Raw genomic sequence first — 25,071 nt, forward strand, 5'->3', positions numbered from 1 at the left:
AGTAGAGATGAATTATGCCATCAAACAGCGTATCTTCTCGCGAATATTTTATGCTGGTAACTATCAACAGCCATTTTTAATGATGCTGCGGAGCACCCTGTGATTCAGTCGATGTTTGATTTTTCAGCTTACTTTAAGTTTTTTATTGGATTATTTGCGCTGGTCAACCCGGTAGGCATCATCCCGGTCTTTATTAGTATGACCAGCTACCAGACGGCGGCGGTGCGTAACAAAACCAACCTGACAGCCAACCTGTCGGTGGCCATTATCCTACTCACGTCGCTATTTTTAGGCGACGCGATTCTCCAGGTCTTCGGGATTTCCATCGATTCATTCCGTATTGCTGGCGGAATCCTGGTCGTCACCATTGCCATGTCGATGATCAGCGGCAAGCTTGGGGAGGATAAACAGAACAAGCAAGAAAAATCAGAAACGGCCATCCGTGAAAGTATTGGCGTTGTTCCGCTGGCGCTGCCTCTGATGGCGGGACCCGGCGCCATCAGCTCAACCATTGTCTGGGGAACCCGCTACCATAGCATCGCTCATTTTGTGGGATTTTCAGTCGCGATTGCTCTTTTTGCGCTGTGCTGCTGGGGGATTTTCCGTATGGCTCCCTGGCTGGTTCGCTTGCTTGGCCAAACCGGCATTAACGTCATTACCCGTATCATGGGGCTGCTGCTGATGGCGCTGGGGATCGAGTTCATCGTTACCGGTATTAAGGCGCTCTTTCCTGGCCTCGTGAATTAACCTGCGTCCGACTCGCGGGACAATCTGTTCCGCGTTTGCTCATTATTAGCAAAACATATTAAAAAAAGTGATTTGCCGGCCTGCAATACGCTTTTCTAATCCTTTAGTATTATCGTTATTTATCAATTAGTTACTAATCCGTTTCATCACGCTCGCCGCTTTCTACCTACATTAATCACTGTTATTTTCCTCACATCATTCTCTGGTGCTTGCCGTCTGATAATCGAAATGATATTAGTAATTTTCCCGATGAAGCAGATGAATGTGCTAAATAATAAGCAATTGTTAAATTTTCGTACAAAAAAGAAGCTATTTGGCGCGGGATGACGCATAGCGTGAGATATTTATCACAATTCTTTGATAGTAATAGGATTAATGAACTACGCCGTGGGAAGAGGGGAATAAAACTCCGCCGCCAGCAGGCCACAAAAGAGAATTCGGTAACATATTTGCAAATTGCATTGGCGGACAATAAAGCGTTTTGGTACTTTCCGGCGTGATCTTTGGCGGAATACTTACGCAAATGAGAATTTTTATTATATAGCTCCTCGGGACTAAAATTGCCTCCGGACAGGGGGGAAGAATCGACGTCAAGGCTGCCGTTTGAGCGGTCGTAATAAATAAGTCGGTGATAGCAAGCAGTACTCTCTGACAGCAGCATAAACTCCTGCACTGTTCAGAATCCAGAAAAGAGAAAACAGGCTGGTTAAATAACCAGTAATTATAATGATTGGAGTAACAAACACATGACCATCATCACTAAAAAAAGCCTGGTAGCCGCAGGAGTACTCTCTGCGTTAATGACCATCAACGCCGCCGTTGCGGCAGATGTACCGGCAGGGGTACAGCTGGCGGACAAACAAACGCTGGTACGTAACAACGGCTCCGAAGTTCAGTCCCTCGATCCGCATAAAATTGAAGGCGTGCCGGAGTCCAATATTAACCGCGATTTGTTTGAAGGGCTGCTGGTAAGCGACCTCGACGGCCACCCGGTCGCGGGTGTTGCGGAAAAATGGGACAACAAAGATTTTAAAGTCTGGACCTTCCATCTACGTAAAGATGCAAAGTGGTCCGACGGCACGCCGGTTACGGCACAAGATTTCGTTTATAGCTGGCAGCGCCTGGCGGATCCGAAAACCGCTTCTCCTTATGCAAGCTATCTGCAGTATGGTCATTTAGCCAATATTGACGACATTATCGCCGGGAAAAAACCGGCGACCGATCTGGGCGTAAAAGCGCTTGACGATCATACCTTTGAAGTGACCCTTAGCGAACCGGTGCCGTACTTCTACAAACTGCTCGTTCACCCATCTGTTTCGCCGGTACCTAAATCCGCCATTGAGAAATTCGGTGACAAATGGACCCAGCCGGCCAATATCGTCAGCAATGGCGCATATAAATTAAAAGATTGGGTTGTTAACGAACGCATTGTTCTGGAGCGTAATACCAACTACTGGGATAACGCCAAAACCGTGATTAATCAGGTCACCTTCCTGCCGATTTCTTCAGAAGTCACCGACGTTAACCGCTACCGCAGCGGTGAAATCGATATGACCTATAACAACATGCCGATCGAGCTGTTCCAGAAACTGAAAAAAGAGATCCCGAAGGAAGTTCACGTCGATCCGTATCTGTGTACTTATTATTACGAAATCAATAACCAGAAAGCCCCGTTTACCGACGTTCGCGTGCGTACGGCCCTGAAGATGGCGCTGGATCGCGACATTATTGTTAATAAAGTGAAAAACCAGGGCGACCTACCAGCCTATAGCTACACGCCGCCTTATACCGATGGCATGAAGCTCATTGAGCCTGAGTGGTTTAAATGGTCGCAGGAAAAACGCAATGAAGAAGCAAAAAAATTGCTGGCCGAAGCTGGCTATAGCGCTGATAAGCCGCTGACCTTCAATCTGCTGTATAACACTTCCGATTTACACAAAAAACTGGCTATCGCAGTGGCGTCCATCTGGAAGAAAAACCTCGGCGTAAACGTGAAGCTGGAAAACCAGGAATGGAAAACCTTCCTCGATAACCGCCATCAGGGCACCTTTGATATTGCGCGCGCCGGCTGGTGTGCGGACTATAACGAACCGACCTCCTTCCTCAATACGATGCTGAGCGACAGCTCAAACAACACATCACACTATAAGAGCCCGGCTTTCGACAAGATTATCGCTGAAACGCTGAAAACCAGCGACGAAGGGAAACGCGCGGACCTCTATGCACAATCTGAGCAGCAGCTGGATAAAGACTCCGTCATCGTACCGGTCTTCTATTACGTCAACGCCCGTTTGGTTAAACCGTGGGTAGGGGGCTATACCGGCAAAGATCCGCTGGATAATACCTATACAAGAAATATGTACATTGTGAAGCACTAATGGCAATACGTGGGGCGGGCGTTAACGCTTGCCTCACGGTGTCTTATTTCATCGCACTATTAAAGGCACACGCCAGAAGGTACGGGCAATGTTAAAATTCATCTTTCGTCGCTGTCTGGAAGCGATTCCGACGCTATTTATTCTTATTACTATCTCTTTCTTCATGATGCGTCTTGCCCCGGGAAGCCCTTTTACCGGTGAACGTACGCTGCCGCCGGAAGTCATGGCGAATATTGAAGCAAAATACCATTTAAACGACCCCATCATGACTCAGTACTTCAATTACCTGAAGCAACTGGCGCACGGTGATTTCGGTCCTTCCTTTAAATATAAAGATTACTCGGTTAACGATCTGGTCGCTTCCAGCTTTCCGGTATCAGCCAAATTAGGCTTCGCCGCGTTTTTTCTGGCGGTTGTGCTTGGCGTGAGCGCCGGGGTTATTGCGGCTTTGAAGCAAAATACAAAATGGGATTTTGCCGTGATGGGGGTGGCAATGACCGGGGTCGTGATACCGAGTTTCGTGGTCGCGCCGTTACTGGTCATGATATTTGCTATCACCCTGCACTGGCTGCCGGGCGGCGGATGGAACGGCGGGGCGCTGCAATATATGATTTTGCCGATGGTCGCCCTGTCGTTGGCCTATATCGCCAGTATCGCGCGTATTACCCGTGGCTCTATGATCGAAGTTCTCCACTCTAACTTCATTCGTACCGCCCGGGCAAAAGGCTTACCGATGCGCCGCATTATTCTGCGCCACGCATTAAAGCCCGCGCTGCTGCCGGTGCTTTCCTATATGGGGCCCGCATTTGTCGGCATTATTACCGGCTCAATGGTTATCGAAACCATTTATGGCCTGCCGGGAATCGGTCAACTGTTCGTAAACGGCGCGCTGAACCGCGACTACTCGCTGGTCCTTAGTCTGACCATTCTGGTTGGCGCATTGACCATTCTGTTTAACGCGATTGTTGACGTGCTGTACGCCGTTATCGATCCGAAGATCCGTTACTAACGCTGGGGTTCGCCATGATGTTAAGTAAGAAAAACAACGAGGCGCTGGAAAACTTCAGTGAAAAGCTGGAAGTCGAGGGGCGCAGCCTCTGGCAGGACGCCCGCCGCCGCTTTATGCATAACCGCGCTGCCGTCGCCAGCCTGATTGTGCTGGTGATTATTGCGCTGTTTGTCACCATCGCGCCGATGGTATCGCAGTTTTCCTATTACGATACCGACTGGGGCATGATGTCCAGCGCGCCCGATATGGAGTCCGGGCACTACTTTGGTACCGACTCTTCCGGCCGCGACCTGCTGGTGCGGGTGGCGATTGGCGGGCGTATCTCATTAATGGTCGGCGTGGCTGCTGCGCTGGTGGCGGTGATTCTGGGGACGCTTTACGGGTCACTTTCCGGCTATCTGGGCGGCAAAGTGGATTCGGTAATGATGCGTCTGCTGGAAATCCTCAACTCCTTCCCGTTTATGTTCTTCGTCATCCTGCTGGTGACCTTTTTTGGTCAGAATATCCTGCTGATTTTCGTTGCCATCGGGATGGTCTCCTGGCTGGATATGGCGCGTATCGTTCGCGGCCAGACCCTGAGCCTGAAGCGTAAAGAGTTTATTGAAGCTGCGCAGGTTGGCGGTGTTTCAACGGGCAATATCGTTATCCGCCATATCGTGCCTAACGTGCTTGGCGTGGTTGTGGTGTATGCCTCACTGCTGGTGCCGAGCATGATTCTGTTCGAATCCTTCCTGAGCTTCCTCGGCCTGGGTACCCAGGAGCCGTTAAGCAGCTGGGGCGCGCTGCTCAGCGATGGCGCCAACTCTATGGAAGTTTCGCCGTGGCTACTGCTGTTTCCTGCCGGTTTCCTGGTGGTAACGCTGTTTTGTTTTAACTTTATCGGCGATGGCCTGCGTGATGCCCTCGACCCGAAAGACCGCTAAGGAGCGCCGACATGAGTACGATGGAAACGGCGAAAGCGCCGCAGGCAGCACAACAATCCGGACTGCTTCTGGATGTGAAAGATCTCCGCGTCACCTTTGGTACTCCCGATGGCGATGTGACTGCAGTCAACGATCTCAATTTTAATCTGCGGGCAGGGGAAACCTTAGGCATCGTGGGCGAGTCCGGTTCCGGTAAGTCGCAGACCGCGTTTGCGCTGATGGGCCTGCTGGCGGCGAACGGCCGCATCGGCGGTTCTGCGACCTTTAACGGTAAGCAGATCCTCAACCTTCCGGAGCGAGAACTGAATAAGCTACGCGCCGAGCAGATCTCAATGATTTTTCAGGACCCGATGACCTCGCTAAATCCGTATATGCGGGTAGGGGAGCAGCTTATGGAAGTCCTGATGCTGCATAAAGCGTTGGGCAAAGCCGAAGCCTTTGAAGAGTCGGTGAAAATGCTGGACGCGGTCAAAATGCCCGAAGCGCGCAAACGGATGAAAATGTATCCGCACGAATTTTCCGGCGGGATGCGCCAGCGCGTGATGATCGCGATGGCGCTGCTGTGCCGGCCTAAGCTGCTGATTGCCGATGAGCCGACAACGGCGCTGGACGTGACCGTACAGGCGCAAATCATGACGCTGCTTAATGAGCTCAAGCGCGAGTTCAATACGGCGATCATTATGATTACCCACGATCTCGGCGTCGTCGCCGGGATCTGCGATAAGGTGCTGGTGATGTACGCCGGGCGTACGATGGAATATGGCCAGGCGCGCGACGTCTTTTATCAACCATCGCACCCTTATTCTATCGGTCTGCTCAACGCGGTACCGCGGCTGGATGCGGAAGGCGATGCCCTGTTAACGATTCCAGGCAATCCGCCAAACCTGCTGCGTTTGCCGAAGGGGTGTCCATTCCAGCCGCGCTGCCCGCATGCGATGGAAATTTGCAATAGCGCTCCTCCTCTGGAGGAGTTTGCACCGGGCCGCCTGCGCGCCTGCTTTCAACCGGTGGGGGATTTGCTATGAACGCCGTAACGGAACAAAGAAAAGTCCTGCTCGAAATCGCCGATCTGAAAGTGCACTTTGATATTAAAGACGGTAAACAGTGGTTCTGGCAGCCTTCGAAAACGCTGAAAGCGGTGGATGGCGTAACGCTGCGTCTGTATGAAGGTGAAACTCTGGGCGTGGTCGGCGAGTCCGGATGCGGAAAATCGACCTTCGCGCGCGCGATCATTGGTCTGGTCAAAGCCACCGACGGTAAAGTCGCCTGGTTAGGTAAAGATTTGCTGGGAATGAAGGCCGACGAATGGCGTGACGTGCGCAGCGATATTCAGATGATCTTTCAGGATCCGCTGGCGTCGCTAAACCCGCGCATGACTATCGGGGAAATTATCGCCGAGCCGCTGCGTACCTATCATCCTAAAATGCCGCGTCAGGAAGTTCGCGATCGCGTTAAGGCGATGATGATGAAAGTGGGGCTGCTGCCGAACTTGATTAACCGCTACCCGCATGAATTTTCCGGCGGCCAGTGTCAGCGTATTGGTATTGCCCGCGCGCTAATTCTTGAGCCGAAGCTCATTATTTGCGATGAACCGGTTTCGGCGCTGGACGTGTCGATTCAGGCTCAGGTAGTGAATCTGCTGCAGCAGCTGCAGCGTGAAATGGGACTATCGCTGATTTTTATCGCCCACGATCTGGCGGTGGTGAAGCACATTTCTGATCGCGTACTGGTGATGTATCTCGGGCATGCCGTGGAACTGGGCACCTACGATGAGGTATACCATAATCCGCTGCATCCCTATACCAAAGCGCTGATGTCGGCGGTGCCGGTGCCGGACCCCGATAAAGAAAAGAATAAAACTATCCAGCTGCTGGAGGGGGAATTACCATCGCCGATTAACCCGCCGTCTGGATGCGTATTTCGCACGCGGTGCCCGATTGCCGGGCCGGAGTGCGCTAAGACGCGACCGGTGCTGGAGGGCAGTTTCCGACACGCGGTTTCCTGCCTGAAGGTAGACCCGTTATAATCTCTGGGGCTGACGTAAGTCAGCCCTTTTTTAGTGAGGTTAACGTGGCTTTTCATATTCATGCCGCTCGTCTGCGGCTGTATCATTTATTCTTTGATCAAAACCGACGCTCCGGCCGGCATTTTGAGGGATTTTGCGGTCTCTTCGCGCTGCTTAGCGTTCTGGTGATATTTATCGAGTCCGGATTGGGAACGCAATATCATCTGACGGTGGACGAATGGCATGTTTTTGTCTGGCTTGAGCTTATTGTTACTGTGGTTTTTACCTGTGAGTATATTCTGCGCATTATCAGCTGGCCGAATCCGCTAAAGTATATTTTTAGCTTTTGGGGAATTATTGACCTTGCCACTATATTACCGCTCTACGTAATGTGGCTATGGCCAGAGATCAGTATTGAGTACGTGTTCGCCTGGCGGGCCATGCGCGCGATACGCGCGCTGCGTATTCTTAAACTGCTGCGCTTTATGCCGTCGCTGAATATTTTCTGGACCGCCATCGTCAGCGCTCGCCACCAGCTGATTCTGTTCTACTCTTTTATTGCCATCGTGATGGTGATTTTTGGCGCCTTGATGTATCTGGTTGAGGGGCCGCGATATGGGTTTACTACGCTGAACGCGTCAGTTTATTGGGCGATTGTGACGATAACGACGGTGGGATATGGCGACATCACGCCGCATACGCCGCTCGGGCGAATTCTTGCGTCCATCCTTATCTTAATCGGCTACTCAATTATTGCGATTCCCACCGGCTTAATTACCACCCACATGACCACGGCCTTTCAGAATCGCCGTACTCAGCGCATATGTTCGAATTGTCAGCATACAAATCATGAAAAAGGCGCCCGCTACTGCAATGCCTGCGGCAGCGAACTGCCCGAATGAATAAAAAAGCCTGCCCTGGTTAAACCAGGCAGGCTTCTTCTGTATCGATATTTACTTGAGAAAGAACTTATTCACGCCACAGAATATGGCAGAGCTTATGGTCTTTTTCACGGCACAGCAGCACGCGCGCAAAAATATCGTTAATCTCGCCGCCATCTTCATCGGCCAGGCCAATGACCACTTCCGCGAAGAAGTCAGGGTTGAGGTCAAAATCGACGTGCTCTTCCCAGTCAGGCGCCGGGTCAAAGAGCTCGGCGCCGCCGCGTTCTTCAAACTGCAGATTGAACAGAATGACATCTGCCGGGTCGAGGTTGTCCACGGCCAGCTCGAGGAAAATGTCGTAAGCCTGTTCAAGCGTTTCGTCTTCGGTCAGGCGATTATTTAAATCCATATCCATGATTGCTACCCATTAAACATCTGATTGGCACGTTTTACAGCAACGGACTGAAGAAGTAAAACAGTCGCTCGGCGATCCGCTGCCACAGCGGACGTTTTAGCCATAGCCTGGCGTCCAACAGACGCGAGCGGGAGATATAATCATCCTGCACCGCGGCCAGATCGCTGCCAAATCCCGCATCGTCAATTACCAGCGTAATCTCGAAGTTCAGCCACAGGCTGCGCATGTCGAGGTTAACGGTGCCCACCAGGCTGAGCTCGCCGTCAACCAGCACGCTCTTGGTATGCAGCAGGCCGCCTTCAAACTGGTAGATCTTCACTCCGGCAGCCAGCAGCTCGGTAAAGAAGGCGCGGCTGGCCCAGCCCACCAGCAGAGAGTCGTTCTTGCGCGGCAGGATGATGCTGACATCGACGCCGCGCTGGGCGGCGGTGCAGATGGCATGCAGAAGATCGTCGCTGGGCACAAAGTAGGGGGTCGTCATGATCAAATGCTCTTTGGCCGCGTAGGCGGCAGTGAGCAGAGCCTGATGGATCAAATCTTCCGGAAAGCCCGGGCCCGAGGCGATAGTGTGAATCGTGTGCCCGCTGGCCTCTTCGAACGGCATAATGTTCGCGTCCGGCGGCGGAGGCAAAATACGTTTGCCGGTTTCAATCTCCCAGTCGCAGGAGTAGACAATGCCCATCGCTGTCGCTACCGGACCTTCCATTCGCGCCATCAGATCGATCCACTGGCCAACGCCGGAGTCCTGCTTAAAGAAACGCGGGTCGACCAGATTCATACTGCCGGTATAGGCAATATAGTTATCGATCATGACCATTTTACGATGCTGACGCAGGTCCATACGGCGCAGGAAGACGCGCATCAGGTTGACCTTCAGGGCTTCGACGACATCAATGCCAGCATTACGCATCATGGCGGCCCAAGGGCTACGGAAAAAGGCCACGCTCTCGGCGGAGTCGAGCATCAGCCGACAATGTACGCCGCGTCTGGCCGCCGCCATTAATGATTCTGCGACCTGGTCGGCCATGCCGCCGGGCTGCCAGATATAGAACACCATCTCAATATTGTGACGAGCGAGCTGGATATCGCGGATGAGCGCCTGCATGACGTCATCGGATTCAGTGAGCAGCTGCAGCTGATTGCCTTTGACGCCGCCAATGCCCTGCCGACGTTCGCAGAGCTTGAACAAGGATTCCGCGACCGGACTATTCTCCTCGGCAAAGATATGCTTGCAGGCTTTGAGGTCTTTTAACCACTTGGCCGTTGAGGGCCACATGGCCCGCGCACGCTCGGCGCGGCGTTTACCCAGATGCAGTTCGCCAAACGAAAGATAGGCGATAATTCCTACCAGCGGAAGAATATAAATGACAAGCAGCCAGGCCATCGCTGACGGTACCGCGCGTCTTTTCATTAATATCCGTAATGTTACACCGGCGATAAGTAGCCAGTAACCGAGTATAACCAGCCAGTTCACCACCGTGTAAAAGGTTGTCATAGATGAAAAATCCTTTTGAATGACTTGATGACATGAGTTTACGCATCAACATCCATCTGGCAAATAAAAACGCAGCGAAAGCGTTGGTTAGCCAGATTCATCGGTCTATAATGCAGGCTGTTTTCACTCGTAGAGTAGTTGTAATGAAGCGTAGTAGAACGGAAGTAGGGCGCTGGCGCATGCTTCGGCAGGTGAGCCGCCGTAAAGCACGCTGGCTGGAAGGACAGTCGCGTCGTAATATGCGCATCCTCGCCATCAGAAAAGAGCTGGTTAAGCGGCAACGACACTCTCTGCTGTTCACCTTCTCTGAGTTTTGAGGGTCAAAACAAAAGGCACCGCTCGCGGTGCCTCTGTTTTTTGCCAACATTTGGTGCTTTAGAATACTTTTTTATACGGTTTTACAGATACTTTCTGATAAACCCCTGCGGCAATATACGGATCGTCATTGGCCCATGATTGTGCCGCTTCCAGTGATTCAAATTCCGCAATGACCGTTGAGCCGGTGAAGCCCGCCGCGCCGGGTTCATTACTGTCGACTGCAGGCATTGGGCCGGCGGTCAGTAAACGACCTTCATCATGTAATAATTGCAAACGCGCCAGGTGGGCGGGACGTACCGACGTCCGTTTTTCCAGAGAGTCGGCGATATCTTCAGCGTAGATAACGTAAAGCACGGCATGGCTCCTTATCAATAAATTGGCGAATCACGTTAAGTGAAACCGTCGTTGACTGCAATGCAAAGATGCTCACGATCCCCAGAATGCCACGTCCCGTCGGCTTTTTGTCAGAAATCAGGGCAAATTTTGATACAAGCCAACAACCCTAGTTGAATATGATTGCTATTTGCATTTAAAATCGGGGCATCATTTTTCAACAGAAACGACTATGAGCGCAATGACCTTTGATTTACCTCGCCGCTTTCCGTGGCCCACGCTACTGTCTGTGGTCATCCACGGCGGTGTTGTCGCGGCGCTGCTCTATACTTCGGTACATCAGGTAATTGAACGGCCGTCACCCTCACAGCCCATTGAGATTACTATGGTGGCCCCGGAAGATCTGGAACCGCCTCAGGCGGCTCAGCCGGTCGTTGAACCCGTTGTTGAGCCGGAACCTGAGCCGGAACCGGAGGTGATTCCTGAACCGCCAAAAGAGGCGCCGGTCGTTATCCATAAACCGAAACCTAAACCGAAGCCAAAGCCTAAACCGAAGCCGGAAAAAAAGGTTGAGCAACCGAAGCGTGATGTGAAACCGGCGGAAACGCGCCCGGCCTCGCCGTTTGAAAATACGAATACGGCGCCAGCGCGCACCGCGCCGAGCACCTCAACCGCGAACGCTAAACCGACCGTCACGGCGCCGACCGGACCGCGAGCGCTAAGCCGTGGGGAGCCGAGCTATCCGGCTCGTGCGCAGGCGCTGCGCATTGAAGGGAATGTTCGGGTTAAGTTCGACGTCACGGCGGACGGGCGCGTGGATAACGTGCAGATCCTCTCCGCCCAACCAGCCAATATGTTTGAGCGTGAAGTGAAAAACGCTTTACGTAAATGGCGTTATGAACCGGGTAAACCGGGGAACGGCATTACCATGACCATTCAGTTCCGCCTGAAAGGCATACAAATCAGCTAATCTGCGTAAGCAAGGCCCCTTACGGGGCCTTATCCATGAACACGTCATCAAGCGCTTTCTGCGCCGTCACCAGATGTTGTCCGCCAAACAGAATCGCGCGATTCAGCAGCGTATAGAGCTGGTAGATGGGTTGCCGCTCGAGAAAGCCGGACGGCAGCGGCGAAACGGACTGATAGCCATCATAGATTTGCGGCGGCTGTTCCTGATGCAGTGGGAGCATTGCCAGATCGCATTCGCGATCGCCCCAGTAGCAGGCCGGGTCGAAAATATAGGGCCCGTTTGGACCGAGCGCGCAGTTACCGGACCATAAGTCACCGTGGAGCAGCGACGGCTGCGGCTGATGATTGCTCAATCGCTGCTGAATAATATCAACAAGACTATCGATATCGCCAAAATGCAGACCTTTCTCGGCGGCGAGCTCGAGCTGCCAGCCGATGCGCTGTTCGGCAAAGAACGTGGACCATCGACGCTGCCAGGCGTTCGGCTGGGGAGTGGTGGAAAGGTCATTGTCAAAATCCAGACCAAACTGCGGCTGATCGCTCCATTGATGCAAATGGGCGATTTGCTGGCCTAACAGGAAAGCGTTGTGCGCATCCAGCGGGCGAGGGGGGAGATATTCCATGACCAGAAAACTATAATCACGGTCGCTGCCTACGGCAAAAACCTGCGGTACGTTCACGGTTTTACTTCGTGACAGCAGCTCAAGCTGGTCTGCCTCGGCCGTGAAGATGGGTAAAAGCTCACGTTCATCGCATTTTACGAAGTAATCTCGCCCGCCAAAGCGTAAATGCCAGGCGGCGTGGATCTCTCCACCGGGTAGCTCGTTTCGCAGTTCGACTTCAGCTGCTTCGGTATGCAAATCGCTTAACAAATTGCTGATAGCTTGCCACATGCCGTCTCTCCCCATGTCTTCCAACATTTCATAAGGTTAGCGCATAACCCCGGCGTAAAATTCGAACTGACGCACAACTGAACGTTTTCCGTTGCGTCAATCGCACTTATTGAGCTTCTATCCACTCGCTGAATGTTGACACGGTGACGTCAACGGCTCGTCCCAGCGCGGTTTCGGCTAAACCCGCGCTTAACGCTTTAACTTCATCGGCATTCTGCATGGAAAGCAGGCCGAAGGTATTGGTGCCGAGCTCGTGGACGTTCCCTTCATCATCGTTTAAGACAAGGGTAAATCCGGCGCGGGTGAGATGATTACTGAGTTCGTTAATTTCCGTTAACGTCTCTTCGTGAAAACGAACCGTGACGACCCAGGCGTTAATTTCGCTACTCATTTTTCACCCCATTGTTATCCATGGCATTTTTAGCATAGACCATCATGCTGATTTGGCGACTCCCTCCGTTTTGCCAGAGGGAGCGAAGGAGATTATAAACCGCGCAGATAATCGTAGATTTTTTGCGTATTTTCCAGCGAGCAAAGGCGGGTGCCCTGATTGATGGTGGCCGCGCTGCCCGCAGCGACGCCAAAGCGAACCATATCTTCAAGCGAGGCATTTTCCGCCAGCCTTAAGGTCATCGCGCCAACCATGCTGTCACCGGCGCCGACAGTACTCTGGCTTTTCATCGGCGGCGGTACGACCTGAACACTACCATCGGCATCAACACCAAGCGCTCCCTGTGCTCCCAGGGAGACGACGACGCGCTGGACTTTACCGGAACGAATTAACTCTTGCGCGGCGAGCCGCACATCATCTGGCTGACTCAGATCCCGCTGGACCAGCGCACTTAACTCTTTCTGGTTCGGTTTAACCAGTTCAATATTGCCGACATCAAGCGCGGCGGCGAGGGCATCACCGGAACTATCGACAATACAGCGCAATCCATGCCGCTGCGCGTTTTTCACCAGCTGCGTCAGGTTCTCGACGCTGATGCCCGGCGGCAGGCTTCCGCTAATTACCAGCAGCGAGCCGGGGGCGATAGTGAGCACTTTTTCCTCAATGAGCCGGAGCTCATCCGCAGTTAATGCGGCGCCAGGCATCACGAAACGATATTGCTCGCCGCTGGCGTTCACATGAACGTGAAGATTCTGCCGCGTCCAGTCATGAGTCTCTACCGTATCGACGGGAACGTGTTCATCCGTCAGCAGCGCCGTCAGGTGTTCGCCGGTTGCCCCACCGACGGGAAAGATAGCCGTGGCGCTGCCGCCAAGAAAAGTGATGGCGCGCGCAACGTTAATTCCGCCCCCGCCGGGTTCAAACACGGGAGCGCTACAGCGTAGCTTGCCTTCCGGGTAAATTTGCGGGGTCTGCGTGGCGCTGTCGAGCGAGGGGGCTAACGTGAGCGTATAGATTTTGGTCATCCAGTTTCCTCCATAATACGAGTTTAGCGGCTCTGGTTTTAAGCATGGCACTTAAAGGAGGGAAGGGGAAGCGACGCGTAGCTTATGCACCGGTACCCCTTTTATCTTTATGAAATAAAAATTGTTTTGAGAAGCGTCTTATACAAAAAACGAAAGAGTAATTGATTGCTAAGTTAATCGTGCTTTTTTATAATTTACTCCCTTTCTTAGGACCGGCTATTAGCGATCCTCGCGAAAGCTCCCGGGACCCTCCTGGTCTCCTTATAGGTTGTACGGACTTAAAATTAAATGAAGCTTTTGAAGACAGTACCCGCAGCGGTGATGCTGGCGGGAGGGCTCTTTGCGTCTGCGTGCGCAATGGCCGATGATTCCGTTTTTACTGTCATGGATGACCCTTCTTCTGCAAAAAAACCTTTCGAAGGTACTGTTAACGCCGGTTATCTGGCGCAGTCCGGCAATACGAAAAGTTCCTCAATGACCGCCGACTCAACGTTGACCTGGTATGGCGATACCACCGCATGGTCGCTGTGGGGGAATGCCAGCAATACGTCGTCGAACGATCAGCGCTCTTCGGAAAAGTACGCGGTGGGCGGACGTAGCCGTTATAACCTGACCGACCAGAATTATCTTTTTGGTCAGGCGAGCTGGCTGACGGATCGTTACAATGGTTATCAGCAGCGTGATGTGTTCACCGCGGGTTATGGTCGTCAGATCATGAACGGCCCGGTACACAGCCTGCGTTTTGAATTTGGTCCTGGTGTACGCTATGACGAGTATACCGATGGTGATAATGATACTCAGCCACTGGGCTACGCTTCCGGCACCTACGCCTGGCAGATGACCGATAACGCCAAATTTACCCAAGGCGTCTCGGTATTCGGCGCCGAAGATACGACGCTGAACTCTGAAAGTGCGTTAAACGTTGCGATTAACGCGCACTTTGCCCTCAAAGTAGCCTATAACCTGACGTGGAACTCTGAACCGCCGTCATCGGCGCCGGAGCATACCGATCGCCGCACCACGCTATCGCTCGGTTATAAAATGTAATCTTTTCAGGCCGGATATTCCGGCCTGATTGTTTTAAATTTAGCAATAAGTGGCATTATTATTTTTGGTCTCTTGTTTTGTTTTTTATAAAAAGAAATGGTCTCCATAATTTCTTCATGATCGCTATTTTGCTGACAAATATGTAGTTAATTTGACACGAAAAGATAAATATTGGGTCGGACAAAAATGTGATCTGGATCTATACTGTTCACCACAGGCGGAGATAACGAATCCGTTCTATTATCTGAAACAAATAAGAGAATGACTATCATGAAAAATAGTAAAATCGCACTCGCGGCCGCGATGCTGTGCACGTTGTCTTTTGGCGCATTTGCCGCCGCTCCCGCACCGCAGCCGGGTAATCACGATCGTACGCAAGTGGGCATAGCCAAAGCGACCGATGTCGAAGCGGGCTCTAATATTGCACCGGGCTCCCAATCAACCGGACAGTCAATGAACGACGCGTTTGATGTTCATAAACTTGTCGCCGGCGAATGGTCCTGATATTTAAACGCCATTCATAATTTCTCTTTTATTATTTCGTCAAGCAGTAAACCGGGTAATGTTGTACCGGTTTCGCTTTACGCGTTTGGTGTAAAATCTTCATAATTTATGTGAAATCATAAATATTCTTTATGCGTCATATCGCGCTGTCGCCGTTTCTTCCGATCTATCGCTGAAGCAATTATGCAACGTTTGTTACACCTCCCCCTTTTTTTTCCATCAACAATAACCATTTAGTCTTATGTGACTTTTATCACGCACTAATGATGTGTAAACTAACCCTCGGTGTTATCAACAGGCGGCTGCAGGTGGGGACGTGTCGTTGAACGAGCGTGCACACATTTTCGCAGAGTGAAGCGGGAACTGGGTCTGAACTTGTTGATAATTATGATTATATTGTTTTGTATGTGCTCTTTCGTGTGGGGCACCACTGCAAATAAGGACATGAAATGCCTGTAATTACGCTTCCTGATGGCAGCCAACGCCATTTTGATCACGCTGTGAGCCCGATGGACGTCGCTCTGGATATTGGCCCCGGTCTGGCGAAAGCCACCATCGCTGGTCGTGTCAATGGCGAGCTGGTTGACGCCTGTGACTTAATTGAAAACGACGCAACGCTCTCTATCATCACCGCGAAAGATGAAGATGGACTTGAGATTATTCGTCACTCCTGTGCGCACCTTTTGGGACATGCGATTAAACAGCTGTGGCCAAATACCAAAATGGCGATCGGCCCGGTTGTCGACAATGGTTTCTACTATGATGTCGATCTGGACCATACCCTGACCCAGGAAGATATCGACGCGCTCGAAAAACGCATGCATGAGCTCGCCGAGAAAAACTACGACGTTATTAAGAAGAAAGTCAGCTGGCACGAAGCGCGTGAAACCTTTGTGAAGCGCGGCGAGAGCTATAAAGTCTCTATTCTTGATGAAAACATTGCTCATGATGATAAGCCCGGCTTGTATCATCACGAAGAATATGTCGACATGTGCCGTGGGCCGCATGTGCCGAATATGCGTTTCTGCCATCACTTCAAACTGATGAAGACCGCGGGCGCCTACTGGCGCGGCGATAGCAACAATAAAATGCTGCAGCGCATCTACGGTACCGCCTGGGCAGATAAAAAAGCGCTTAATGCCTATCTGCAGCGTCTGGAAGAAGCCGCTAAGCGCGATCACCGTAAAATCGGTAAGCAGCTCGATCTGTATCATATGCAGGAAGAGGCGCCGGGTATGGTGTTCTGGCATAACGACGGCTGGACTATCTTCCGCGAACTGGAAACTTTTGTGCGTTCTAAGCTGAAAGAGTACCAGTATCAGGAAGTTAAAGGCCCGTTTATGATGGACCGCGTGCTGTGGGAAAAAACCGGCCACTGGGACAACTATAAAGATGCGATGTTTACCACTTCTTCCGAGAACCGTGAATACTGCATCAAGCCGATGAACTGCCCGGGTCACGTGCAGATCTTCAACCAGGGCCTGAAATCCTACCGCGATCTGCCATTACGTATGGCTGAATTCGGTAGCTGCCATCGCAATGAGCCGTCAGGCGCGCTGCATGGCCTGATGCGCGTACGCGGATTTACTCAGGACGATGCCCACATTTTCTGTACTGAAGATCAGGTTCGTGATGAAGTTAACGCCTGTATTCGTATGGTCTACGATATGTACAGCACCTTCGGCTTCGAGAAAATCGTCGTCAAGCTGTCAACTCGCCCGGAAAAACGCATCGGTAGCGATGAGACATGGGATCGTGCTGAAGCGGATCTGGCGGTGGCGCTGGAAGAGAACAATATCCCGTTTGAATATCAACTGGGTGAAGGCGCCTTCTACGGTCCGAAAATTGAATTTACCCTGTATGACTGCCTCGATCGTGCATGGCAGTGCGGTACTGTACAGCTGGACTTCTCCTTGCCGCAGCGTTTAAGCGCCTCCTATGTTGGCGAAAATAATGAACGCCAGGTACCGGTAATGATTCACCGTGCTATTCTTGGTTCGCTGGAGCGCTTTATTGGCATCCTGACCGAAGAGTTTGCCGGCTTCTTCCCAAGCTGGCTTGCGCCAGTGCAGGTTGTGGTTATGAATATTACTGATTCTCAGGCTGAATACGTTAACGAATTGACGCGTAAACTACAAAATGCAGGCATTCGCGTAAAAGCAGACTTGAGAAATGAGAAGATAGGCTTTAAAATCCGCGAGCACACTTTACGTCGTGTCCCTTACATGTTGGTCTGTGGCGACAAAGAGGTAGAAGCTGGCAAAGTTGCCGTGCGTACCCGTCGTGGCAAAGACTTGGGCAGCCTGGACGTAAATGAAGTTATCGAGAAGCTGCAACAAGAGATTCGCAGCCGCAGTCTAAAACAACTGGAGGAATAAGGTATTAAAGGCGGAAAACGAGTTCAAACGGCACGTCCGAATCGTATCAATGGCGAGATTCGCGCCCTGGAAGTTCGCTTAACAGGTCTGGAAGGCGAAGCTTTGGGTATTGTGAGTCTGAGAGAAGCTATCGAAAAAGCTGAAGAAGCTGGAGTAGATTTAGTTGAGATCAGCCCTAACGCCGAACCGCCAGTTTGTCGTATCATGGACTACGGCAAGTTCCTTTATGAAAAGAGCAAGTCTTCTAAGGAACAGAAGAAAAAGCAAAAAGTTATTCAGGTCAAGGAAATCAAATTCCGACCTGGCACCGATGATGGCGACTACCAGGTAAAACTCCGCAGCCTGGTTCGCTTTCTGGAAGAGGGTGATAAAGCTAAGATCACGCTGCGTTTCCGCGGCCGTGAGATGGCTCACCAGCAGATCGGGATGGAAGTGCTTACCCGCGTCCGTGACGATCTGAGTGAACTGGCAGTAGTCGAATCCTTCCCAACGAAGATCGAAGGCCGTCAGATGATCATGGTGCTCGCTCCTAAGAAGAAACAGTAAGGCCTTCAAGTAGCAATGTCTGTGGAGCCTTTAGGTTCCGCAGCTGTTGCTCGCCTATGTTTCGTTTATTAACAATGCGAAGTGGAAGTTATTAAAATGCCAAAAATTAAGACCGTACGCGGTGCTGCTAAGCGCTTCAAAAAAACCGGTAAAGGTGGTTTTAAGCACAAGCACGCTAACCTGCGTCACATTCTGACCAAAAAAGCTACTAAGCGTAAACGTCACCTGCGTCCGAAAGCCATGGTTTCTAAAGGCGATCTGGGCCTGGTCATCGCGTGCCTGCCGTACGCATAAGTCGTTAACCCTTTTAACTTTTTAATTAGAATAGATACAGGAGAGCACATATGGCTCGCGTAAAACGTGGTGTAGTTGCCCGTGCACGTCACAAGAAAATTTTGAAACAAGCTAAAGGCTACTACGGTGCGCGTTCTCGCGTATACCGCGTTGCCTTCCAGGCTGTTATCAAAGCTGGTCAGTACGCTTATCGTGACCGTCGTCAGAAAAAGCGTCAGTTCCGTCAACTGTGGATTGCGCGTATCAACGCAGCAGCACGTCAGAACGGTATTTCTTACAGCAAATTCATCAACGGCCTGAAAAAAGCCTCTGTTGAAATCGACCGTAAGATCCTGGCTGACATCGCCGTATTCGACAAATTAGCGTTCACCGCGCTGGTCGAAAAAGCGAAAGCAGCTCTGGCATAAGCCAGTTGAAAGAGGGAGCTTGTCTCCCTCTTTTCGTTTCAAGGCTATCAATCCATTGACTTTTATTCGCGTAGGCTTTTCAATACCAGTCTTACGTTTTTTATCAGACAAGGTAATGCAAGCATGAATGCTGCTATTTTCCGCTTCTTTTTTTACTTTAGCACCTGAACTCAGGAGGCTAGCGCGTGAAAGAAGAAACGGAAAACAGCGCCAAAAAGCCTCCCCCTGTGGAGGCTTTTTTTGTATCTGAACTGGCTCGTTCTATTTCAAGCTCCAGACGCGTGGGTTGACCTGAATCATTCGGTCAAATGAAGGATTACCTACGGTCTGCGGCTCGAAATAGTGAGAGCAAAATAATAACCATAACCGGTGTCTGCACCGACATAATGAGGAAAACCATGTCACATCTCGCAGAGCTGGTTGCCAGTGCGAAGGCAGCCATTAACGAGGCATCAGATGTTGCTGCGCTGGACAACGTCCGCGTGGAATACCTGGGTAAAAAAGGGCTTTTGACCCTTCAGATGACGACCCTGCGCGAGCTGCCTGCTGAAGAGCGTCCGGCAGCCGGCGCGGTTATCAACGAAGCGAAAGAGCAGGTCCAGCAGGCGCTTAACGTGCGTAAGTCAGCGCTTGAAAGTGCTGCGCTTAACGCGCGCCTGGCCTCGGAAACCATCGATGTCTCTCTGCCGGGTCGTCGTATTGAGAACGGTGGCCTGCATCCGGTGACCCGTACTATCGACCGTATCGAAAGTTTCTTCGGTGAGCTCGGCTTTACCGTCGCGACTGGTCCGGAAATCGAAGATGACTACCACAACTTCGATGCGCTGAATATTCCTGGCCACCATCCGGCACGCGCTGACCACGACACTTTCTGGTTTGATGCGACGCGCCTGCTGCGTACGCAAACCTCAGGCGTACAGATCCGCACCATGGCTAACCAGCAGCCGCCGATCCGCATTATTGCGCCAGGTCGCGTCTATCGTAACGACTACGATCAGACCCACACCCCAATGTTCCATCAGATGGAAGGCCTGATTGTTGATACCAACATCAGCTTCACCAACCTGAAGGGAACACTGCACGATTTCCTGCGTAACTTCTTTGAAGAAGATCTACAGATTCGTTTTCGTCCGTCCTATTTCCCGTTCACCGAGCCCTCTGCGGAAGTTGACGTCATGGGCAAAAACGGCAAATGGCTGGAAGTGCTCGGCTGCGGTATGGTGCATCCAAACGTACTGCGCAACGTGGGTATCGATCCGGAAATCTATTCCGGCTTTGCCTTCGGCATGGGTATGGAGCGTCTGACCATGCTGCGCTACGGCGTGACCGACTTACGCGCGTTCTTCGAAAACGATCTGCGTTTCCTCAAACAGTTTAAATAAGGGCAGGACAGAACAATGAAATTCAGTGAACTGTGGTTACGCGAGTGGGTTAACCCAGCTATCGATAGCGAAGCGCTGTCGGACCAGATAACGATGGCCGGGCTTGAGGTTGACGGCGTTGAGCCGGTCGCGGGCAGTTTTAACGGCGTTGTTGTTGGCGAAGTGGTCGAGTGCGCTCAGCACCCTAATGCCGACAAGCTGCGCGTGACAAAAATCAACGTCGGCGGCGAACGTCTGCTGGATATCGTCTGCGGCGCGCCGAACTGCCGTCAGGGCCTTAAGGTTGCCGTTGCGACCATCGGCGCCGTACTGCCGGGCGATTTTAAAATTAAAGCGGCAAAGCTGCGCGGTGAGCCGTCGGAAGGTATGCTGTGCTCCTTCTCGGAACTGGGTATTTCCGACGATCACAGCGGTATTATTGAACTGCCCGCCGATGCGCCGCTGGGTACCGACATCCGTGAATATCTGAAGCTCGACGATAACACTATCGAAATCAGCGTCACGCCGAACCGTGCCGATTGTCTCGGTATTATCGGCGTGGCTCGCGATGTCGCCGTGCTCAACAAGGCGCCGTTGAATGTCCCGGAAATGCCCCCGGTAGCCGCCACCGTCAATGACGTTCTGCCAATCCAGGTCGATGCGCCGGAAGCATGTCCGCGCTATCTGGGGCGCGTGGTAAAAGGCATTAATGTCAAAGCACCGACCCCATTATGGATGAAAGAGAAGCTGCGCCGTTGCGGTATTCGCTCCATCGATGCGGTGGTTGATGTGACCAACTACGTATTGCTTGAGCTGGGTCAGCCGATGCACGCCTTCGATAAAGACCGCATTGAAGGCGGAATTATCGTGCGTATGGCGCATGAAGGGGAAACCCTGGTTCTGCTGGACGGCTCCGAGGCTAAGCTGGACACCGATACTCTGGTGATTGCTGACCATCAGAAAGCTCTGGCAATGGGGGGGATTTTCGGCGGCGAGCACTCCGGCGTAAACGATGAAACGCAAAACGTTCTGCTGGAATGCGCGTTCTTCAGCCCGCTGTCCATTACCGGTCGCGCCCGTCGCCATGGTCTGCATACCGATGCTTCCCACCGCTACGAGCGCGGCGTGGACTCCGCGTTGCAGTATCAGGCTATGGAGCGTGCGACCCGCCTGCTGATGGATATTTGCGGCGGCGAAGCTGGCCCGATTATTGACGTCACCAACGAAGCGACCCTGCCGAAGCCTGCGACCATCAGGCTTCGCCGCAGCAAGCTGGATCGTCTGATCGGTCACCACGTTGAGGATGCGCAGGTGAGCGATATTCTGCGACGTCTGGGCTGTGAAGTCACCGAAGGCCAGGACGAGTGGCATGCCGTCGCGCCGAGCTGGCGTTTCGATATTGCCATCGAAGAGGACCTGGTCGAAGAAGTCGCCCGCGTCTATGGCTATAACAATATTCCTGACGAACCGGTGCAAGCGGGCCTGATCATGGGCACCCACCGCGAAGCGGATCTGTCGCTTAAACGCGTGAAAACGCTGCTCAACGACAAAGGCTATCAGGAAGTGATTACCTACAGCTTCGTTGATCCGAAAGTACAGCAGTGGATCCACGCCGGGGAAGAAGCGCTGATTCTGCCGAGCCCGATCTCCAGCGAAATGTCGGCGATGCGCCTATCATTGTGGACCGGCCTGTTAGGGACGGTGGTCTACAACCAGAATCGTCAGCAGACTCGCGTGCGCATCTTTGAGAGCGGTTTACGCTTTGTTCCTGATACTCAGGCTCCGCTGGGCATTCGTCAGGATGTGATGCTGGCTGGCGTGATTTGCGGTAACCGTTATGAAGAACACTGGAACCTGGCAAAAGAAACCGTCGATTTCTATGATTTAAAAGGCGATCTGGAGTCGGTCCTCGACCTCACCGGTAAGCTGTCCGACATCGAATTCCGCATCGAAGCCAATAATGCGCTTCATCCGGGCCAGTCGGCGGCGATTTATCTGAAAGGTGAACGTATTGGTTTTATTGGGGTTGTTCATCCTGAGCTGGAACGTAAGCTGGATCTGAACGGTCGCACGTTGGTCTTTGAACTGGAGTGGAACAAGCTTGCAGACCGCGTGGTGCCTCAGGCGCATGAAGTTTCTCGCTTCCCGGCGAACCGTCGCGACATCGCCGTCGTTGTGGCAGAAAACGTTCCCGCTGCCGATGTTTTAGCCGAGTGTAAGAAAGTTGGCGTAAATCAGGTAGTTGGCGTAAACTTATTTGACGTGTACCGCGGCAAGGGCGTAGCAGAAGGTTTCAAGAGCCTCGCTATCAGCCTTATCCTCCAGGATACCAGCCGTACACTCGAAGAAGAGGAGATTGCCGCTACCGTCGCCAAATGTGTAGAGGCATTGAAAGAGCGATTCCAGGCATCATTGAGGGATTGAACCTATGGCGCTTACAAAAGCTGAAATGTCAGAATATCTGTTTGATAAGCTTGGGCTTAGCAAGCGGGATGCCAAAGAGCTGGTAGAGTTGTTTTTCGAAGAGGTCCGTCGCGCTCTGGAAAACGGAGAACAGGTAAAACTCTCCGGGTTCGGCAACTTCGATTTGCGAGATAAGAACCAACGCCCGGGCCGTAACCCGAAAACGGGAGAGGATATCCCTATTACAGCCCGGCGAGTGGTGACTTTCAGACCTGGCCAGAAGCTAAAAAGCCGTGTCGAAAATGCGTCACCCAGAGACAAATAATCTGAACTAACTAAAAAGGCCGCTATGCGGCCTTTTTTCTTTTCCTGGCCGAATACCGTAAAATCAATCACATCCTTTTTCTCGATTCAGAAAACTATGCAGACCTTTGCTCAAATTCAACGGCGCCGCAATCGGCGTTGGCTTGCGGTATTAACATTGCTGCTGTTGGTTACGTCGACCATCAGCCTGTGCGCGGGCGACCAGTGGATTGGCCCCGCCGAGTGGTTTAGCGCCAAAGGTGAGCTGTTTATCTGGCAGATCCGTCTGCCGCGCACTCTGGCCGTCCTATTAGTGGGGGCCGCGCTGGCGCTGTCCGGGGCGATTATGCAGGCGCTGTTTGAAAACCCGCTGGCGGAGCCCGGGCTGCTGGGGGTATCAAACGGCGCTGGGGTTGGCCTGATAGCCGCCGTCTTGCTGGGAAAAGGGCTGCTTCCGGGCTGGGCGCTGGGGCTGTGCGCCATCGCTGGCGCGCTGGTCATTACTTTTATTTTACTGCGTTTTGCCAGGCGGCATCTCTCGACCAGCCGCCTGCTGCTGGCGGGCGTGGCGCTCGGTATCATATGCAGCGCGCTGATGACCTGGGCGGTCTACTTCTCAACCTCTTTCGATCTCCGCCAGCTGATGTACTGGATGATGGGCGGCTTTGGCGGCGTGGACTGGCAGCAGCTGTGGCTGATGCTGGCTCTGCTGCCGGCGCTGGCCTGGGTGTGCCTGCAATCGCAGCCTCTTAATCTGTTAGCGCTGGGGGAGGTTTCCGCACGCCAGCTGGGGCTGCCGCTGTGGCTATGGCGTAAAGTGCTGGTGGTGGCGACCGGTTGGCTGGTGGGCGTCAGCGTGGCGCTGGCGGGCGCGATCGGCTTTATTGGTCTGGTTATTCCGCATATTCTGCGCTTATGTGGTTTAAGCGATCACCGCGCGCTGCTTCCGGCCTGTTTGTTAGCGGGGGCCAGCGCGCTGCTTGGGGCGGATATCGTCGCGCGTCTGGCGCTCTCGGCGGCGGAATTGCCGATTGGTGTGGTCACCGCCACCCTGGGTGCGCCGGTGTTCATCTGGTTATTGTTAAAATCAGGCCGCCCGCAGTAACGGGCGGCCGTAAGCGGTGGCTAATTACCAGCCCTTAATCGCATCGCCTTTGTAGACTTCCGCTGCCTTATCGGCAACTGCTTGAGTCTGGAAGGCCTCTTTCAGCTCCTGAACCTTTTTGCTGTCTTTATTCTCTTCGCGTGAAACGATGGCGTTGACGTACGGAGAGTCAGGACCTTCCATAAATAAGCCATCGCGGGCGGCCGACAGGCCGGCCTGGGCAGAGAAGTTGGTATTAATAATCGACAGGGCGACATTCGGGTCGTCAAGGGTACGGGTCAGCTGCGGCGTGTCGACTTCGACGATTTTTAGCTGTTTAGGATTGTCGATAATATCCAGCGTCGTAGGCAGGTAGCCTGTCCCTTCTTTTAGCTTGATTAAACCTTGCGCCTGCAGCAGCAGCAGGCTGCGGCCCAGGGTTGTGGTTTCGTTAGAAATGGAAATCGTCGCGCCGTCAGGCAGTTCGCTGATATTTTTGATTTTCTTCGAGTAGGCGGCGATCGGGAAGACGAAGGTTTTACCGACAATCGCAAACTTATAGCCGCGCTCTTTTGATTGCGCCTCAAGGTAAGGCAGCGTCTGGAAGGCGTTAGCATCGACGTCTTTATTGTTCAGCGCTTCGTTCGGCAGTACGTAATCATTAAATGAGATAACCTCCACGTCGAGGTTATATTTCTCTTTGGCCACTTGTTCTACGACTTTCCAGATAGCCTCATCCGGCCCGGTATTAATGGCGACTTTGATCTTATTATCTTCATCCGGTGAGCAGGCTGCCAGCAGCGCGACGGAGGCCGCAATTAACACCGTGCTAAACATCTTCTTCATCAATAAAACTCTCTTAAATTAACAATTAACGAAATGCTATTACATCCATTCATCACTGTACACTGAATTGCGCGGTCCCGGTGTTGAGATGAATTCATGTTGTGTGGCCTGTT

General features: G+C 52.3%; 27 protein-coding genes and 1 other annotated feature. Of the genes, 20 read left to right on the forward strand and 7 right to left on the reverse strand.

Annotation, left to right across the window (positions count from 1 at the left end; all coding sequences use genetic code 11):
- Window positions 1-99: 99 nt before the first annotated feature.
- The 7 genes from EGY08_RS27340 (at window position 100) to EGY08_RS27370 (ending at window position 7,964) form a co-directional block, all read left to right on the forward strand.
- Window positions 100-747: a YchE family NAAT transporter gene (locus EGY08_RS27340; RefSeq protein ID WP_004121708.1), complete on the forward strand. Its 648-nt coding sequence runs from the start codon at window positions 100-102 to the stop codon at window positions 745-747.
- Between the two features lie 746 nt (window positions 748-1,493).
- Window positions 1,494-3,125: an oligopeptide ABC transporter substrate-binding protein OppA gene (oppA, locus tag EGY08_RS27345; protein WP_004134042.1), complete on the forward strand. Its 1,632-nt coding sequence runs from the start codon at window positions 1,494-1,496 to the stop codon at window positions 3,123-3,125.
- Window positions 3,126-3,213: 88 nt separating this feature from the next.
- Window positions 3,214-4,134 (forward strand): oligopeptide ABC transporter permease OppB, encoded by a 921-nt coding sequence (gene oppB / locus EGY08_RS27350; protein WP_004121700.1) that lies wholly within the window; start codon window positions 3,214-3,216, stop codon window positions 4,132-4,134.
- Window positions 4,135-4,148: 14 nt separating this feature from the next.
- Window positions 4,149-5,057 (forward strand): oligopeptide ABC transporter permease OppC, encoded by a 909-nt coding sequence (gene oppC / locus EGY08_RS27355; protein ID WP_004121697.1) that lies wholly within the window; start codon window positions 4,149-4,151, stop codon window positions 5,055-5,057.
- 11 nt (window positions 5,058-5,068) lie between these two features.
- Window positions 5,069-6,082 (forward strand): ABC transporter ATP-binding protein, encoded by a 1,014-nt coding sequence (locus EGY08_RS27360; protein ID WP_004121695.1) that lies wholly within the window; start codon window positions 5,069-5,071, stop codon window positions 6,080-6,082.
- Entirely contained in the window at window positions 6,079-7,083 is a 1,005-nt protein-coding gene (gene oppF, locus EGY08_RS27365) for a murein tripeptide/oligopeptide ABC transporter ATP-binding protein OppF (protein WP_004121693.1), read from the forward strand. The genes EGY08_RS27360 and oppF overlap by 4 nt, the downstream gene beginning before the upstream one ends.
- A gap of 44 nt (window positions 7,084-7,127) precedes the next feature.
- Window positions 7,128-7,964, forward strand: coding sequence for an ion transporter (locus tag EGY08_RS27370; RefSeq protein WP_004121691.1), 837 nt, complete (start codon window positions 7,128-7,130; stop codon window positions 7,962-7,964).
- A gap of 67 nt (window positions 7,965-8,031) precedes the next feature.
- Here the strand turns inward: EGY08_RS27370 and EGY08_RS27375 are convergent, their stop codons facing one another.
- Together EGY08_RS27375 and cls are read right to left on the reverse strand one after the other, a co-directional pair.
- Complete coding sequence (locus EGY08_RS27375) at window positions 8,032-8,361, reverse strand: HI1450 family dsDNA-mimic protein (RefSeq protein ID WP_004103097.1); 330 nt, start codon at window positions 8,359-8,361, stop codon at window positions 8,032-8,034.
- A gap of 34 nt (window positions 8,362-8,395) precedes the next feature.
- A complete protein-coding gene (cls, locus tag EGY08_RS27380) occupies window positions 8,396-9,856 on the reverse strand; it encodes a cardiolipin synthase (protein WP_123829210.1) in 1,461 nt (486 codons plus the stop codon).
- 143 nt (window positions 9,857-9,999) lie between these two features.
- On the opposite strand from cls, the gene EGY08_RS27385 reads away from it, so the two are divergent.
- Entirely contained in the window at window positions 10,000-10,173 is a 174-nt protein-coding gene (locus EGY08_RS27385) for a YciY family protein (protein WP_004121687.1), read from the forward strand.
- A gap of 58 nt (window positions 10,174-10,231) precedes the next feature.
- On the opposite strand, the gene EGY08_RS27390 is transcribed toward EGY08_RS27385, so the two are convergent.
- A complete protein-coding gene (locus tag EGY08_RS27390) occupies window positions 10,232-10,528 on the reverse strand; it encodes a YciI family protein (protein WP_004103089.1) in 297 nt (98 codons plus the stop codon).
- A gap of 220 nt (window positions 10,529-10,748) precedes the next feature.
- Here EGY08_RS27390 and tonB point away from each other — a divergent pair, with 220 nt between their 5' ends.
- Window positions 10,749-11,477 carry a TonB system transport protein TonB gene (gene tonB / locus EGY08_RS27395; RefSeq protein ID WP_200483169.1) on the forward strand — a complete coding sequence of 243 codons (729 nt, stop codon included), beginning with the start codon at window positions 10,749-10,751 and terminating at the stop codon, window positions 11,475-11,477.
- 19 nt (window positions 11,478-11,496) lie between these two features.
- Here tonB and EGY08_RS27400 read toward each other — a convergent pair whose 3' ends face one another.
- From EGY08_RS27400 to pfkB, 3 genes are all read right to left on the reverse strand, one after another.
- Window positions 11,497-12,369, reverse strand: a complete 873-nt coding sequence (locus EGY08_RS27400) for a fructosamine kinase family protein (RefSeq protein WP_004121683.1) — start codon at window positions 12,367-12,369, stop codon at window positions 11,497-11,499.
- Window positions 12,370-12,475: 106 nt separating this feature from the next.
- Window positions 12,476-12,760: a type V toxin-antitoxin system endoribonuclease antitoxin GhoS gene (gene ghoS / locus EGY08_RS27405; RefSeq protein WP_117076020.1), complete on the reverse strand. Its 285-nt coding sequence runs from the start codon at window positions 12,758-12,760 to the stop codon at window positions 12,476-12,478.
- 92 nt (window positions 12,761-12,852) lie between these two features.
- On the reverse strand, window positions 12,853-13,785 hold the full coding sequence (gene pfkB / locus EGY08_RS27410) for a 6-phosphofructokinase II (RefSeq protein WP_004121677.1): 933 nt from the start codon (window positions 13,783-13,785) through the stop codon (window positions 12,853-12,855).
- Window positions 13,786-14,073: 288 nt separating this feature from the next.
- On the opposite strand from pfkB, the gene EGY08_RS27415 reads away from it, so the two are divergent.
- From EGY08_RS27415 to btuC, 11 genes are all read left to right on the forward strand, one after another.
- Entirely contained in the window at window positions 14,074-14,832 is a 759-nt protein-coding gene (locus EGY08_RS27415) for a DUF481 domain-containing protein (protein ID WP_004121674.1), read from the forward strand.
- Between the two features lie 270 nt (window positions 14,833-15,102).
- On the forward strand, window positions 15,103-15,336 hold the full coding sequence (locus EGY08_RS27420) for a hypothetical protein (RefSeq protein ID WP_004121671.1): 234 nt from the start codon (window positions 15,103-15,105) through the stop codon (window positions 15,334-15,336).
- A 449-nt stretch (window positions 15,337-15,785) separates the two neighbouring features.
- Complete coding sequence (thrS, locus tag EGY08_RS27430) at window positions 15,786-17,714, forward strand: threonine--tRNA ligase (protein ID WP_004102966.1); 1,929 nt, start codon at window positions 15,786-15,788, stop codon at window positions 17,712-17,714.
- A gap of 3 nt (window positions 17,715-17,717) precedes the next feature.
- Window positions 17,718-18,260: a translation initiation factor IF-3 gene (infC, locus tag EGY08_RS27435; protein ID WP_071830666.1), complete on the forward strand. Its 543-nt coding sequence runs from the start codon at window positions 17,718-17,720 to the stop codon at window positions 18,258-18,260.
- A 96-nt stretch (window positions 18,261-18,356) separates the two neighbouring features.
- The gene (rpmI, locus tag EGY08_RS27440; RefSeq protein ID WP_001124225.1) at window positions 18,357-18,554 is read left to right on the forward strand and encodes a 50S ribosomal protein L35; all 198 of its coding nucleotides are present in this window, start codon (window positions 18,357-18,359) and stop codon (window positions 18,552-18,554) included.
- Window positions 18,555-18,604: 50 nt separating this feature from the next.
- The gene (gene rplT, locus EGY08_RS27445) at window positions 18,605-18,961 is read left to right on the forward strand and encodes a 50S ribosomal protein L20 (protein ID WP_004102963.1); all 357 of its coding nucleotides are present in this window, start codon (window positions 18,605-18,607) and stop codon (window positions 18,959-18,961) included.
- A gap of 118 nt (window positions 18,962-19,079) precedes the next feature.
- Window positions 19,080-19,205 (forward strand) — a sequence feature (Phe leader region).
- Window positions 19,085-19,129: a pheST operon leader peptide PheM gene (gene pheM / locus EGY08_RS30830; RefSeq protein WP_001386830.1), complete on the forward strand. Its 45-nt coding sequence runs from the start codon at window positions 19,085-19,087 to the stop codon at window positions 19,127-19,129. It overlaps the preceding feature by 45 nt.
- A gap of 154 nt (window positions 19,206-19,359) precedes the next feature.
- On the forward strand, window positions 19,360-20,343 hold the full coding sequence (gene pheS, locus EGY08_RS27460; protein ID WP_004119126.1) for a phenylalanine--tRNA ligase subunit alpha: 984 nt from the start codon (window positions 19,360-19,362) through the stop codon (window positions 20,341-20,343).
- Between the two features lie 15 nt (window positions 20,344-20,358).
- On the forward strand, window positions 20,359-22,746 hold the full coding sequence (pheT, locus tag EGY08_RS27465) for a phenylalanine--tRNA ligase subunit beta (protein ID WP_004119127.1): 2,388 nt from the start codon (window positions 20,359-20,361) through the stop codon (window positions 22,744-22,746).
- A gap of 4 nt (window positions 22,747-22,750) precedes the next feature.
- A complete protein-coding gene (ihfA, locus tag EGY08_RS27470) occupies window positions 22,751-23,050 on the forward strand; it encodes an integration host factor subunit alpha (protein WP_004102960.1) in 300 nt (99 codons plus the stop codon).
- Between the two features lie 96 nt (window positions 23,051-23,146).
- A complete protein-coding gene (gene btuC, locus EGY08_RS27475; protein ID WP_123829212.1) occupies window positions 23,147-24,133 on the forward strand; it encodes a vitamin B12 ABC transporter permease BtuC in 987 nt (328 codons plus the stop codon).
- A 24-nt stretch (window positions 24,134-24,157) separates the two neighbouring features.
- Here btuC and EGY08_RS27480 read toward each other — a convergent pair whose 3' ends face one another.
- Entirely contained in the window at window positions 24,158-24,958 is an 801-nt protein-coding gene (locus EGY08_RS27480; RefSeq protein WP_004119129.1) for a MetQ/NlpA family ABC transporter substrate-binding protein, read from the reverse strand.
- Window positions 24,959-25,071: the final 113 nt, after the last annotated feature.

The organism is Klebsiella sp. FDAARGOS_511, from assembly GCF_003812845.1.
GTDB classification, from domain to species: Bacteria; Pseudomonadota; Gammaproteobacteria; order Enterobacterales; family Enterobacteriaceae; genus Klebsiella; species Klebsiella grimontii.